The organism is Actinocorallia aurea (assembly GCF_054783995.1).
Genome location: NZ_BAAGPQ010000017.1, coordinates 12,665 through 26,771, shown reverse-complemented (window position 1 = coordinate 26,771; position 14,107 = coordinate 12,665). Strand labels below are relative to the sequence as shown.

The 14,107-nt window shown below is 71.3% G+C and carries 12 protein-coding genes; 6 read left to right on the top strand and 6 right to left on the bottom strand.

The window, feature by feature from the left end:
- Positions 1–151 precede the first annotated feature (151 nt).
- The 5 genes from ACYVOM_RS22570 to ACYVOM_RS22550 all read right to left on the bottom strand — a co-directional run bounded on the left by ACYVOM_RS22570 (position 152) and on the right by ACYVOM_RS22550 (position 3,765).
- Positions 152–958: a hypothetical protein gene (locus tag ACYVOM_RS22570; RefSeq protein WP_460305447.1), complete on the bottom strand. Its 807-nt coding sequence runs from the start codon at positions 956–958 to the stop codon at positions 152–154.
- 15 nt (positions 959–973) lie between these two features.
- Positions 974–1,660: a hypothetical protein gene (locus ACYVOM_RS22565; protein WP_460305446.1), complete on the bottom strand. Its 687-nt coding sequence runs from the start codon at positions 1,658–1,660 to the stop codon at positions 974–976.
- Positions 1,661–2,222: 562 nt separating this feature from the next.
- Entirely contained in the window at positions 2,223–2,633 is a 411-nt protein-coding gene (locus ACYVOM_RS22560; RefSeq protein ID WP_460305445.1) for a VOC family protein, read from the bottom strand.
- Between the two features lie 191 nt (positions 2,634–2,824).
- Positions 2,825–3,424, bottom strand: a complete 600-nt coding sequence (locus tag ACYVOM_RS22555; RefSeq protein ID WP_460305444.1) for a hypothetical protein — start codon at positions 3,422–3,424, stop codon at positions 2,825–2,827.
- Entirely contained in the window at positions 3,421–3,765 is a 345-nt protein-coding gene (locus tag ACYVOM_RS22550) for a PadR family transcriptional regulator (protein WP_460305443.1), read from the bottom strand. The genes ACYVOM_RS22555 and ACYVOM_RS22550 overlap by 4 nt, the downstream gene beginning before the upstream one ends.
- Positions 3,766–3,933: 168 nt before the next feature.
- On the opposite strand from ACYVOM_RS22550, the gene ACYVOM_RS22545 reads away from it, so the two are divergent.
- Entirely contained in the window at positions 3,934–4,068 is a 135-nt protein-coding gene (locus ACYVOM_RS22545; protein WP_460305442.1) for a hypothetical protein, read from the top strand.
- 15 nt (positions 4,069–4,083) lie between these two features.
- On the opposite strand, the gene ACYVOM_RS22540 is transcribed toward ACYVOM_RS22545, so the two are convergent.
- Positions 4,084–4,671 (bottom strand): hypothetical protein, encoded by a 588-nt coding sequence (locus tag ACYVOM_RS22540; RefSeq protein ID WP_460305441.1) that lies wholly within the window; start codon positions 4,669–4,671, stop codon positions 4,084–4,086.
- A gap of 625 nt (positions 4,672–5,296) precedes the next feature.
- Between ACYVOM_RS22540 and ACYVOM_RS22535 the strand changes: the two genes are divergently transcribed.
- The 5 genes from ACYVOM_RS22535 (at position 5,297) to ACYVOM_RS22515 (ending at position 14,107) form a co-directional block, all read left to right on the top strand.
- Positions 5,297–9,055: an NACHT domain-containing protein gene (locus ACYVOM_RS22535; protein WP_460305440.1), complete on the top strand. Its 3,759-nt coding sequence runs from the start codon at positions 5,297–5,299 to the stop codon at positions 9,053–9,055.
- A 349-nt stretch (positions 9,056–9,404) separates the two neighbouring features.
- Complete coding sequence (locus tag ACYVOM_RS22530) at positions 9,405–10,499, top strand: ABC transporter permease (RefSeq protein WP_460305439.1); 1,095 nt, start codon at positions 9,405–9,407, stop codon at positions 10,497–10,499.
- A complete protein-coding gene (locus ACYVOM_RS22525) occupies positions 10,496–11,470 on the top strand; it encodes an ABC transporter permease (RefSeq protein WP_460305438.1) in 975 nt (324 codons plus the stop codon). Before ACYVOM_RS22530 ends, ACYVOM_RS22525 begins: the two co-directional genes overlap by 4 nt.
- Positions 11,467–12,555: a BMP family ABC transporter substrate-binding protein gene (locus tag ACYVOM_RS22520; RefSeq protein WP_460305437.1), complete on the top strand. Its 1,089-nt coding sequence runs from the start codon at positions 11,467–11,469 to the stop codon at positions 12,553–12,555. The genes ACYVOM_RS22525 and ACYVOM_RS22520 overlap by 4 nt, the downstream gene beginning before the upstream one ends.
- Before the next feature lie 31 nt (positions 12,556–12,586).
- Positions 12,587–14,107: an ABC transporter ATP-binding protein gene (locus ACYVOM_RS22515; protein WP_460305436.1), complete on the top strand. Its 1,521-nt coding sequence runs from the start codon at positions 12,587–12,589 to the stop codon at positions 14,105–14,107.

The window sequence follows — 14,107 nt, the reverse complement described above, 5'->3', positions numbered from 1 at the left end:
ACCGCCCCCACCGCACCACGCCGCCCCGCCGAGCTTGCTCGCGTTGTTCCCCACAGGCCGCACAGGCGGCCGACAGCGCAGTGCGAGCGGGATCTCCCGCCGCCGAGGTCCCCGGGCGGCCGCGTCGGTGTGGCCGCCCGGGGTGTGCGGGTCAGCCAACGGTCTCGTTGGTGTGGCGGAACTGGCGGGTCATTTCGGCGACGGCGGCGACATCGGTGGCGCCGACGGTCCTGATCTCCATCATGATGCCGATGACGTTGGCCGTCGCCCAGACGCACGCCGGAACCGCGCGGGTGACCTCGGCGCCGGAGGTGTTGTCCGTGACCGTGACCGTCCAGCAGGTGAGGGTGCCGCCGAGCGGCCCCGGGTCCTGCTGCTGATGCTCGGTCTGCTCGATGTCCACGGTCGAGCCGACCGGGAGCATCGCCTCCGAGACGACCGCGTTCACCTTGGCCTCGATCGAGTCGAACGGCTTCGGGCTGTACACCGTCTCGATCGCGACGATGCGCCTGGGCGCCGCGTCGTTGTCGACGAAGACCGAGCCCGCGCCCGTCTCGCCGGAGCCCGTGACCGCCTTGATCGCCTTCTGGACGTCGTCATTGGCCCATTTGGTCGTCTTGTCGAGGCCCTGGAAGACATCGGGCATCTTCACCTTGTGCAGGGCGGTGGCCGTGGCCGTCGCGCTCGGCGCGGCAGCCGGAGGGGACGCCGTGGTGCCGTCCGAGCCCGTGACCAGGGCGGTGACGGACGTCGCCAGCGCCACCAGCGCGACGCCCAGGGCTGTGCACGCCACGTAGAGCGGCGCGCGCTGCTTCGGCGGGGCGGCGGCGGCCGGCGCCGGGCCCTGCTGCTGCCACGGGGGTGGGGTGTAGCCGGGAGGCGGCGCGTAGCCGGGCGTCGGGGAGTAGGCGGCCGATGGGTTGTAGGGGCCGGAGGGGGTTTGCGGTGATTCGTTCATGTCGTCCTGTTCCCGTCAGCCCGTGGTCTCGTTCTCGGTGCGGAACCGGCGGGCGACCTCGGCGGCGCCGTCCAGATCCACGGCGGCGGGGCCGCCGGCGATGGAGATGAGCCCGGCCACGTTGTCGGCCGCCCACAGGCAGGTGCCCGTCGACTGCGTGATGTTGGAACTCTTGAAGTTCGTCATCGACGCCCAGCACTTCATGAGGCCGCCGAAAGTGCCGGGATCCTTCTCCTGCGGTGGGTCGGAGACGACCTCCACGGTGGGGGTGTCCTCGTTGTTCGCCGCCATGATCGCGTCCACCTCGGCCTGGAGGTCCGCGAACGGCTGGGGGCTTTCGAGGACGGCGATGGTCATGAACTGCGTCGGCATGGTGTCGTCGTCGACGAACATCGCGGCCCGCAGGGTCTCACCGGGACCGGCCAGCCACTGGAGTGAACTCTGGACGATGTCGCCGTTCCAGTTCTGCGTCTGGCTGAGACCCTGGAAGGACTCGGGAAGGACGAGGTGGTGCAGCGGACCGCCGCTTCCCTCCGCACCGGACTGGTCGCCCTGCCGGCTCATCCCCGGGCCGCCGCCCAGCCCGCCGCCCGGCCCGACGCCCTGCGGCGGCGACCCCGGGCCGCTGCCGGACCGCGCCCCGAGAGCGATCGCGGACGCCCCGAGCACCACCGCGACGCCGACGCCCGCCGCGAGCACCATGGACCGGGTGTTCCCCTTGGGCCGCGGCGGCACGGGCCCGGCGGGATAAGGCGGCTGACCGTACTGCTGCGGTGGTCGGCCCGCATAGGGCGGTCGGCCTTGCTGCTGCTGCGGATACCCGGGGAACGGAGGCTGCCCGGGGAGCGGACCGTGCTGCACCTGCCCGGTAGGCAGCACGGGTCCGCTGCCCCCGGGCGCACCGGCCGACGGGGGAGTGGGCTGGGAGGGGGCGCCGTAAAGCGGCGGTCCCTCTTGGGGAGGACCTGCCGCGAACTGCTGCGGCGCGGCGTCGAAGACGGTCTGCGGAGGAGCTGAGGGAGGTGGGGGGGAATCGGGGGATCCCGGCCGCTGGTCGTGCAATTGGCGCGCTCCCGAACGTGTGGTGCCGCGCCACAGGCGGCGCGACCGGCCCGTGTTCCATGATCGGAACACACGATCGGATGTTAAGTCCCAGATGCCCCGCTTAGCGGCAGTTTTCGTCCCCGGTCTCATCGGGTTTCAACTGTTCCGTGCCGTATGACACATACCTCGGGACGCGTCACCACGTTCGGCACCGCGCCCCCTATCCGCGCGAGGGCCAGACCGGCCCGTCCTGCGTCCAGACGACGCCCCGGTTGCGGCACAGGCAGAACGGGTGGCCGATCGGGTCGGTGTAGACCCGCCACCCGTACCCGTCGGCCCGGATGAAGTCCTGCCGCAGCGTGGCCCCGAGGGCGAGGACCCGCCGCTCCTCGGGCTCGATCTCGTCGACCTCGAAGTCGAGGTGGAACTGCTTGGGGTGCTCGCTGTCGGGCCACTGCGGCGCCCGGTAGTCATCCACCCGGATGAACGCCAGCTCGATCTCCCCGAACTTGATCCCGGCCCACTCCGCGTCGCTGCCGTCCTTGACGGCCCGCCCCGTCACCTCGGCGTAGAAGGCGGCCAGCCCCAGCGTGTCCGGACAGTCGATGATGAAATCGGTGAGTCGCAGCATCCCGCGATCCTGACACAGAACCGCCCCCCGGACGCCCCGCCCGGGGCCACGATCCAGCCCGAGCCGGTCCGCGCCCGCTGTCGTCAACGCACCCACGACCGTAGACGATCTCCGCTCCGGACCGCCGCGCGTTCCGCGGAACCTCGCGCACGGGACGCGCCGCAGCGCCGGGGGCGGCGGCGTGGAACCGGTCAGCGTGAGGTCGGGTCGGTTTCCGGGGCGGGCTCGGTCGTGTAGAGGGGTTCCGGCGGCAGGGGCGGGCCGAGGGGGGTGCCGTCCTCGTCGAACTCGTGCTTGAGGAGGATGCGGCGGCGGAAGCCGCGGTGGAACAGAGGGTTCAGGAGGGTGAAGGCCACGACGCCCGCGGTCATCAGCCAGCCTTCCGCCGTGGTCTCGGCGATGGAAAGGACGGCAGTGCCGTAGTAGAGGCCCATCCCTGCCGACACCACGACCATGATGATGGACATGAAGACCAGGTGGCCGACGTTGGTGCGGAGGAAGTGGAAGCGGCCCAGGGCGTCGTCGCGGACCCACATCCGGTGGCGGTAGGGGACGCGGATGTCCAGGAGGCGGTAGGCGAGCCAGCGCCACAGCGGGGGGCGGTCGCGCAGCCGGGTGGCCCAGCCGCCGCGCACGACGTCCCAGGATTCGCGTGGGGAAGGGACCGACGCGCCGGGTTCGGCCGCGTCCAGGAGGGTCGCGACGATCTCGTCCCGCCGCACCTCGCGGTAGCGGGGAGGGTAGCTGCGCAGGAGAAGGTTGCAGCGCCGCTCGAAGCGGTTCTTCATCATCGGTTCATCTCGATCGCGGGTCGGAGCGCGCCTAGGCGCTGACGGGCGCGGGCCGCCAGTTCGGCGATCCGCGCGGTCTCGGCGCTCAGCACCTGGCGCCCTTCCCCGGTCAACTTGTAGTACCGGCGGAACCGCCCGTCCACGACCTCTTCGTGATCGAGCGCGACGAGCCCGTCGCCGGCGAGCCTGTCCAGCGCCCCGTAGAGAGTGCCCGCCCCCAGCCTGACCCGCTGCTCGGACAACTCCCGCACGGCGGCGATGATCCCGTACCCGTACAGCGGCTCCGGAGCCAGCGCGAGCAGGATCAGATAGCTCTGCTCCCGCAGTGGCGAAGATCCCATGGCAGATATATATCGCTCACCGACATATGGTGCAACGTCCCATTACTGCCGGGGTGTTCGAAGTCCTCCATCATCACCGGACGGGCGGGCGGCCGCCCGGCGGGGAGAGGGGCGGCGGGGGAGCGGGCGGGGATCGAGGGCGAGGCGCATTCGGCCGGGGCGCTGGCAGTGCTGGTGCTCGGGGAGTCCACGGCGGCAGGGGTCGGGGTCGAGTCGCAGGCCGAAGGACTCCGGGCCGTGGTGGCGGGGCGGCTGGCGCGGCTCGGGCGGCGGCCGGTTGAGTGGCTGACCGGCAGCCGCTGACGCTGACGCTGACGATCAGCCGCCCTCGTTCACGGAGTTGTCGGGAGCCCCGTCGCCCACTGACGGGAGATCGCCCCGGGGGATGGACGGGGTGGGCCACGGGGTGTTGAGGATGCTGATCCCGGACAGGGACTCCGCGGCGGCGAGGGTGGCGCGCAGAGCGTCGAGGGTGACCGCGCCCTGCGGCGCGCTCAGCCGCACATGGCCCTGCTCCAGCGGCAGCACGTACTCATGGAACCCCCCGCTCGTCCGATACCAGCCGCTGCGATCGGGCACGCACTCGACGGTGGCCGCGGGGTCGGCGTCCGGCACGGGAAGGGCGGCGCACCGGTCCCCATCGAACGGGTGCCGTTCGACCAGCAGATGCGCGAGGTCCCCCGGGTTCGCATCGGACGTATAGGACATCCCAAGCCCGTCCTCGCCCATCACTCCGATGGACTGCCCTGCGGCGGTGAACCCCGGCACCTCGATGAGGAACAGGAGATCGGCGTCGATCCCCTGCTCCTCCCACCGCTGCACCGTCGCCTCGTCCACCGACACGGACCCGCACCCCGCCACGCCCAGCACGAGCACCGCCCCGACCCCCGCCATCCACAACCTCATCCCGCGACCCTACGCCGCCGTCTCCCGCTGCACGGTCCGCGGACACCAAGATCACTCGTGACAAGGCCAAGCGGCGTCACCCGAGCCGGGACCGACGCCGGCCGCGAGGCGAGGGAGAACAAGGCGGGATACTCGCAGGTCCCCTTTGAGGCGGCCGCGCCGCCCGTCCAGCCTCCCGTTCTCCCGGCCGACCCGATCGACGTCCCTGGGGGCGACCTCTCAGGAACCTCCGCGCAGGACGCGCCCCACTCCGCAGGACATCGTGCACGGGTTCGAGTCGGGCGGCGCGTGGTCCCCGCCGCCCGCGCGGAGAACGGCGGCCGAAGGTACCGTCGCCGACCCACCGCCCGGCCGCAAGGTCCTGCTCGCCCTTCCCGCCGGCGCGCTCGCGGCGGTCGCCGCTCCCGTCGGCGGGAACCGCGCTGCGGCGCCGGCTCCACCAGAAGCCGATCGAGTGGCTGATGGGGCGGGCGGCCGGGTGCTCGACCGGATTCGCGAGATCTCCCCGGCCGAGAGAAAACGGCCTGGCCCGGGAAAGGCGATAATGGTCGGCCCAAAACATGCCTTTCTGATGTGCCGATGAATTCGCGCCCCTGGCCCCGTCGGGAGTTGAGAAGATCGGTGTATGAGATGGCTGCGGGAGAACCTTCTCTCACGTTCTATGCTTCTAAACATTTTCTTCGCCGCCGTGGTGATCCTCTTCGGAGCCGTCTTTTACTCCGTGGGGCTGGAAGCATCGGACAAGATTTCCAGCGTCCTTGGCGCGCTCATGTCGGTGGTCGCCCTCGCCTTCACGCTGAGCTCCGCTCGTGAACAGAAGGTGGCCCGGTCAAGGGGCGTAGAAGAGGTCCTGTCCGAGCTGGCGGGCACTTTGCGCGCCGAATGGCGCCAGGAGCTGGCGGCGCGAGAGCGCCATTTCTCGATCGACCTGCGGGCCATATGGACCTCGGCGCACGACGGTCCGGCGGATGCGCTCGGCACGGCGCTGTCGGGCTCGTCCGGCACGGCGCTTGTCGCGGATTCCCTTCTGGGGTCAGGACATCGGCGTCTGGTGATCTCCGGGTCCGCCGGATCCGGGAAGACGACGTTCGCCATTCGCCTGCTGCTGGAACTCCTGGACAAGCGCCCGTCCGCCGGCGCCGTTCCGGTCCTGCTGTCGATCGCGGGATGGGATCCGCAGGCCGAGCCGTTCGAGGACTGGCTGGCGGAACAGCTCCGCCTCATTTATTTCGGGGGCAAGGAGAAGGAGCTGGTCCGGTCGATCGTGGGCCGCCGTCAGCTGATCCCGATCCTCGACGGGCTGGACGAGCTGCCCCGCCAGGACATGGACCAGGCGTTGCGGGCCATCGGCGAGGCACTGGCGCCCACCGACCCGGTGGTGCTCGTGCTGAGGCACGATTATTCGCTCGGCTCGCGCGTCAGGCGCCGCGACCCACTGAGCACAGCGGACACCGTCCACTTGCTTCCGCCGACCGCCGACGAGGTCGCCGCGAGTCTGCGTGCCAGCGGTCTTCTTGGCGAGGACCCGGGGTGGGGCCTGCTCCTGGCCGAACTCGACCGTGAGCCGGACGGCCCGCTCAGCCGGGCGCTGAGCGTCCCCAGGAACCTCCATCTGCTACGCCGCGCCTACCTAGACGCCGCACGGTCCCCGATCGACCTCCTCGACAGGGACCGGCTCCCCACCGAGTCGGACATCGCTCGTCATCTGCTGGGGAGCTGGGTCTCCGTCCAGACCTCGGAGACCGAGCGGCGCTGGCTGCGGACGATCGCCCGCCACCTGGAGCGAGCGGGCACCCAGGTCCTGACCCGGCGCTCGCCGCGCTGGATTCGTTCCATGGTGGGTCGAATGGGCTGGGTCGTCGGTGTAGGCATGGCCATCGGTGCGGCTGCCATGGCGGGGCTCGCGGTTCTCGGAGTTCCCGTTCAGAACGTCTGGGGGCTTGTTCCGGTGACCGCGGTGGCGATCGGCATCGTGTCGCCGCCAGTGCTCGGGCTCTGGGAAGAAGCGCGCTGGCCCGGGCGGACATGGGCGCTTTGGGTGAACGCGATAGGGCTGTCCCTGTTGGTCGGCACGTTCTGGGACGCGCTCATCTCCGATGGGACGCTTGGTAGCACTCCGGAAAGCGGGACCGAGATCGGCGTCGGGATGGCGGTCGCGTCGGCGCTGTCCTTCGCGAACGCGCAGGTGGTCGTCTTGAACACCGTTGCCGCCTGGTGGCTCGCGGCGCGCGGGCGGCTGCCCTGGCGGCTCCACGTGTTCCTCGAACGGGCCTGTGAGGAGGACCTTCTCCAGCGCGTCGGCGAGGGCTACCGGTTCAGCAGCAGGGAGCTCCATCGGCTGTTCGCCGCGGTGGATCTCCCGGTGTTCCCCGATGAGGAGGCCGTCCCTTCGGCGGAGCGGACGCCGCCCGGCCCGGCCATCGCCGTGGCCGACCCGCCTGAGTCAGTCCCGGTCGACGAGACGCTGACCGTCGATGACCCCGTGCTGGAAGACCCGCTCGCGCCGGTCCCCGGCCCGCCGGCCAGTGTCTCCGCGAAGATCGACGCGCACGCGCGCGAAGAGGTGCTCGACGAGCTGATGAACCGGCCCGAGATCCTGCGCCGCGTCGACAACGGGAATCCCGAGAAGTCCCGCACGAAGCTGCGCGTGCTCGCGGCCTCCGTTCTCGATCGGGATCCGCTCGCCGTGGAGAGCGCGGCCCGTGAGCAGGGGGAGCGTTTCGAGGGAGCGCTGGAGGCGTTCCGGAAAGCCGCCGATCTGCCGTTCCTCAGCCGGTTCGTGCGCGCCTACCTGTGGGCGACGTGGGCGTCGGGTCTGGTGTTCCTCGGCCTGCTGCTCTCCGGCCGCCGGTGGTCGTGGACGTCGGAGGCGATGCTGGTCGTGGCCGTCGTCTGGTTGACGGCGGTCCTTGCCTGGGTGTCCTTCCGTGAGTATGTGCCGCAGCATCGGGCGCTGCGTTCGCGCGTCCCCGCGGACTGGCTGCAACTGGACGGCCTGGCCCATCAGCGCACCGGCCTGGACCGGACTTACAAGGACTGGATCCGCTCCCTGGCGAGGGACGGGCTGCTGCCGATGGTGCGCGAGCGCCTCGGTGACGAGCCGGTCGCGTACGTGACGACGCTCGCGGGGCTGAGCCTGGAGCCGCTCAGCCCCGCCGAAGACCGTGAGGACCAGTTCGTCGACACCGTGGACAGCCGACGGCTCGCGCTGCTCATCGAGGAGCTGAGCAGTGCCAGCATCGGGGTGAGCGGGCCGCGCGGTGCGGGCAAGAGCACGCTGCTCCGGCAGCTGTGCGCGCCCGACCGGCATCCGCCCAAAGATCTGCGGCTGCTGGTCCACGCGCCCACCGCCTATGACTCGCGAGAGTTCCTCACCTACCTGTTCCTCCGGGTGTGCGAGCGGATCCTCGGCGATCCGGGTTCGCGGCCCGCCCCCGCCAGGCGCGCCAGGATCCTCGCCGCGCGGACCGTCCCATGGGCGACCGTGGCGGCCGGGATCGCGCTGGTCGGCGGGACGCTGTACTGGAAGCAGGTGAAGGAGCTCGGCGCGAAGATGCCGGAGAGCTCGACGTTCTACCAGCTTCTGGGCGGGTTCGTCCTGATCGCTCTGGGGCTCCTCGGGGTGCTGCTGGTGAACCGAAAGCCCCGGTTGCGGCACCCCACCAGGTCCCAGAACGCCGCCGAAGGCCATCTGCGACGGCTCAGGTACCAGCAGGCGGTCACTCAGACGGCGCTCGGAGAGGTCGGTATCCCGGGAGGATCGAAGGTGGGCGCGCAGTCGGCGGTGCAGCGGACTGAGCAGGTGCAGAGTCTGCCGGAGATCGTCGCGGACTTCCGCGAACTCCTCGCCCTCCTCTCGGCGGACCGACGGGGCGCAGGGAACAAGGTGGTCATCGGCATCGACGAACTCGACAAGATCGCGACCCCTGAGCACGCCGAGAAGCTCCTGAACGACCTCAAAGTGGTCTTCGGCGTGCCCGGCTGCTATTTCCTGGTGACCGTTTCCGAGGACGCGCTCGCGGCGTTCGGCCGACGCAGCCTCTCGATCCGGAGCACCTACGACAGCGCCTTCGACACTGTCGTCCAGGTGCCCCCGCTGCGCGGCGCTGAGGCGCTGACGCTGCTGAGCAGGCGCGGGATCCCTCTGCCCGCGCCGTACGTGTGGCTGTGCCACGCGCTCACCGGCGGCCTCGCCCGCGACCTCCTCCGCCTGGTCCTCAAGCTGGCGACGGTCTCGGCCGAACACCGCGAGGCCGCCGCCGAACAGCGGGCCCTCGACGGCCATCCGGAGGAAGCGGCGCCGCCGCACGAACTCGCCGACCGCGGCGGAGGCGGTCCGCGGTGTGCCAGGCGAGCTCGGGGTGGACCGCCAGCAGCGCCCTGACCTCGGCGAGGCGGTCCAGGGGGTGGACGGCGTCCGGCATGTCGGCGATGGAACGCAGCCAGTCCGTGGACTGCTCGGGGTTCTCGACGAGGCCCTCTGGCCCGTCCACCTCGCACCCCTCAAGCCGACCCGCCCATAGCGGCGGCCCTGCCCCGACCCCTTCGCTGACTCCTCACCGGTGCGACGCTGCCGCACGCCCACGGGATCGTGTGAGGAATTAACAGGGATGACACACCAGAAAGTGTGAATTAGTAACACTTGGGCGTGATCGTTTCACCTCGTCGGCGGATGACGAGGAGGTGAAGCGATGGATCGGGATGCCGTCGGGCGGTTGGCCCGGGGTGTGGGGATGCCTGTGCTGGCGATGGTGCTGGCCCTCGGGATCGGGGGAGGCATGGTCGCGGGGCTGGGGCATTCGCCACTGGTCGCGGCGCGGACGGTGATGGACGCCGGGTTCGGCTGCGGGGCGGAGTACTGCAATCTGAGCGGGACGCTGGCGCTGGCCGGGCCGATCATCCTGTGCGCGCTCGGGGCCGTGGTGTCGCTGCGCAGCGGGCTGTTCAGCATCGGGCAGGAAGGGCAGTACGCGCTCGGCGGGCTCGCCGCGGCCGTCGCGGGTTCGGCGCTGTCGCTGCCCGGAGGAATCCACCCCGTGGTCGCGCTCGCCGCGGCGGTCGCGGTGGGCGCGGTGTGGGGGCTGATCCCCGCGCTGCTCAAGGTGTTCCTCGGGGTCAACGAGCTGATCATCACGATCGTGCTGAACGCCATGGCCGGGCTGCTGCTCGACTTCCTGGTGAACCACCCGCTGCGCGCCGAGGCGTCCACGGTCGGGTACACCGAGCCGGTCGACGCCTCGGCCCGCCTCCCCGTCTTCGACCCCTCGACGAAGTTCGGCCTCGGGTTCGTCATCGCGGTCGTGGCGGTGGTCGGGGTGTGGTTCTTCCTCAGCCGCACCACGACCGGCTACGAGCAGCGCATGTCCGGCGAGGCGCTCGGCTTCGCCCGCTACTCCGGCATGTCCAGCACCCGCAGCGTGCTGCGGGCCGGCCTGATCGGCGGCGCGCTCGCCGGGCTCGGCGGCGGGGTGCAGGTGCTCGGCACGAACTACCGCGTCATCGAGGGCTTCTCCGACGGCACGGGCTTCACCGGCCTCACCGCCGCGATCCTCGGCGGCACGACGGCGATCGGCGCGGCCCTCGCCGGAATCCTCTACGCCGGGATCACCGTCGGCGCCGTCAACGGCCTCCAGATCGTGCTGGGCGTGCCCCGCGAGATCGGCTCCACGGTCCTCGCGCTGATGATCGTCCTCGTCGCGCTCCAGGCCCCGCTGCTCGCGAGGATCGAGGCGGCCGTCAACCGCCGCCGAGTCGCGACCCGCAAGAACGATCCCCCCGAACCGGCGCCGCAGGAGCCCGAACGCGAGACGGCGGAGGCCGCGTCATGAACTTCGTCGCCGACTTCCTCAACAGCGGTCTGCGCATGACCGCGCCGATCCTCTTCGCCGCGATCGCGTCGCTGATCTGCGCGCGGGCGGGCATCCTCAACCTCGCCATCGAGTCCAAGGTGCTGGCGGGCGCGTTCGTCGGGATCCTGACGGCCGCCGCCGTCGGCAACACCTGGGTCGGCATCCTCGCCGCGGCCCTGACGGGCTCCGTCATCGGCCTCCTGATGGCGTTCGCCCACCGCATAGGCGTCGACCTCGTCGTCCTCGCCATCGGCCTGAACATCCTGGTCCTGCAATTGACCGTCTACCTGATGCGGTCGTACCTGGGCGGGGTGGGCACCTACGCGCCCCAGATCGACAGGCTGCCGGAAGTGACGATCCCCGTCCTCTCCGACCTGCCCTTCCTCGACCACCTGACGGCCCGCCTCAACCCGCTCGTCTACCTGGCGCTGGGCACCGCGGTAGCCGTAGCCCTCTACTTCCGCACCCGCAGCGGCCGCCACCTGCTGGCCGTCGGCGAAGCGCCGGCCTCCGCCGCGGCCTCCGGCATCCCGGTGGCCCGCATGCAACTGGCTGCCCTTGTCGTCGCGGGAGCGATCGCGGGTGTCGGCGGAGCGTTCCTGTCGATCGGGGACGTCGGCCTGTTCACCCGCAACATGAGCGCCGACCGCGGCTGGATCGGCATCACCGCCGCGCTCCTCGCGCTGAACCGGCCCGCCTTCGTGGTGCCCGCCGCCGCGGTCTTCGGGTTCGCCTCCGCGGCCTCGATCCGGCTCCAGGCGCTCGACGTGCCCTCGAACCTGACCCAGTTCCTGCCCCAGGGCGCGGCGTTCGTCGCCCTCGTCCTGGTCGGCGTGCACGGCAGGCTGCGCGGCAACGTCGCACGGCTCTGGCGCAACAGCACACGTATCTCCCTCCCCGCCAAGTCCCCCCGGAAATCCCCAGAGAAGACCCCCCAGGAGACGTCATGACCACCATCACCAGGAACCTGCTCAGAGCCACCGCCCTCACCGCCGCCCTGACGCTCACCGCGGCGGGCTGCGGCGGAGGCGGCGAGACCACCGCGGCCGATCCCGACGCGTTCAGCTACTCCCTCATCACCCCCGGCGCCGCGGGCGACGGCGGCTTCATCGACTCGGCGATCGCCGGCACCGAGAAGGCCGAGAAGGACCTCGGCGTGACGGGCCGGGTCGTCGAGGCCGAGTCCGTCGCCCAGCAGGAGGGCGTGATCCGCTCGACCGTCGCGACGCACCCCGACATCATCGTCGCGCCGGGCCTCGACCCCGAGTCCCTGCTCGCGGTCGCCGAGGAGAACCCGAAGCAGCTGTTCGGCGTGCCCAGCGACATCTTCGCCGACAAGCTCCCCGACAACGTCTCGGCCTTCTCCATCAACGTCCACGAGTCCAGCTTCCTCGGCGGCTACGTCGCGGGCAGCATGACCAAGACGAAGAAGGTCGGCGCGGTCCTCGGCATCGACAACCCCGGCCTCAACCAGTTCTACTACGGCTACAAGCAGGGCGTCCTCGCCGCCTGCCCGGACTGCACCGTCACCCCGAGCTACCTGAACGGCGAGTTCAGCGACCCGTCCGTCGGCCAGGAGGCGGCGCTCGCGCTGTACCAGGGCGGCACCGACATCATCTACGCCGTCGCGGGCCTCAGCGGCCAGGGCGTGTTCACCGCCGCCAAGCAGGAGGGCGGCTACGCGATCGGCGTCGACTCCGACCAGGACGGCGACGCGCCCGGCACCGTCATCGTCTCGGTCATGAAGCGGGTCGACCAGACGACGTACCAGCTCATCGAGGCGGCCAAGAACGACGCGTTCAAGGCGGGCTTCGTGCAGGCGGGCCTCGCCGACGAGGTCACCGGCCTGTCCTGGGCCGACGGCTCGACGGTCTTCGCCGACAAGGGCCCGGAAGCGATGACCGCGAAGATCCCCGACGTCACCGCGAAGCTCGACGAGCTGAAGGCGCAGATCCTCAAGGGCGACCTCAAGGTCTGCGACGCGCTCAACGAGCCGGCCTCCGCGGCCTGCGCCGACCTCGGCCTCAAGTCCTGACCACCCGCCCACGACCTCGGGGAGACCGCCGATGACCTCGCCGCCGCGCCTGGAGCTGCGGAGCCTGCGCAAGTACTTCGCCACATCCAAGGTCCTGGCCGTCGACGACGTGTCGCTGGCCGTCGCGCCCGGCGAGGTCGTCGCCCTCATCGGCGAGAACGGCACGGGCAAGACGACGCTGATGAACCTCGTGTTCGGCGTCCACCAGCCCGACGCGGGCGAGATCCTCGTCGACGGCGAGCCGGTGAGGGTCGCCGGCCCGCAGGCGGCGATCGGGCACGGCGTCGCGATGGTGCACCAGCACTTCGAGCTGGTGCCGGGCTTCACCGTTGCGCAGAACGTGCTGCTCGGGCGGGAGCCCGTCCGGCGCGGCAGGTACGACGACGCCGAGGCCGAGCGCCAGGTCACCGCGCTGATGGAGCGCTCAGGCCTGGCCCTCGACCCGGGTCGCCGGGTCGCCGACCTGCCCGTCGCCGCCCAGCAGCGCGTCGAGATCCTCAAGGCCCTCGCCCGTGACGCGCGCGTCGTGATCCTCGACGAGCCGACCGCCGTCCTCACCCCGCAGGAGGCCGACGAGCTGATCGTCCTCGTGCGGGGCCTCGCGGCGGGCGGCAGGTCGATCGTGTTCATCTCGCACAAGCTTCCCGAGGTCCAGGAGGTCGCCGACCGGATCGTCGTCATGCGGCGCGGCAGGATCGTCGGCGAGGTCGCCCGCGGCCGGGCCGACAACGCCGAACTCGCCCGCATGATGGTCGGCCGCGACGTCCCCGTCACCGGCTCGTACGCGACGGAGCCGCCCGGCGCGGAGCTCCTCCGGGTGACCGGCGCTTCGGTGCCGCCGAGCCTGGAGGGCAGCAGCGGCCTGCGCGGCGTCGACCTGGCGCTGCGGTCCGGCGAGATCCTCGGCGTCGCGGGCGTCGGCGGCAACGGCCAGGACGAGCTCATCGACGCCGTGACCGGCCTCGGCCGCCTCGCTTCCGGCACCGTCGAGATCGACGGCGTCGACATCACCCGCGCCACCCCCGCCGAGACCCGCCGCCGGGGCATCGCCCACATCGCGGCCGACCGCATGCGCGTCGGCCTCAACCTCGAAGCCACCCTGGAGGAGAACGCCGTGTCCACCTCGTTCCGGTCCCGCCGGTTCAGCCGCGTCGGGCTGATCAGAAGACGGGCGAGGCGGCGCTTCGCCTCGGCCCTGATCGCCGACTACGAGGTGCGCGGGGCCGCGCCGACCCGTCCGGTGAAGTCCCTCTCGGGAGGGAACCTCCAGAAGATCGTCATCGGGCGGGAGCTGTCGGGCGAGCCGCGCGTGGTGCTCGCCAACCAGCCGACCCGGGGCCTCGACGTCGGGAGCATCGAGTTCGTGCACGGAGCCCTGTCCCGCGCCCGCTCGGACGGCGCGGGCGTCCTGCTGGTCTCGGCCGAGCTGGAGGAGGTCATGGCGCTGTCCGACCGGATCGCCGTGATGTACGACGGCCGCCTGATCGGGCCGTTCGACCGCACGGAAGTGGACCGCGAGCGGCTCGGCCGCCTCATGGCGGGGGCCGAGTGA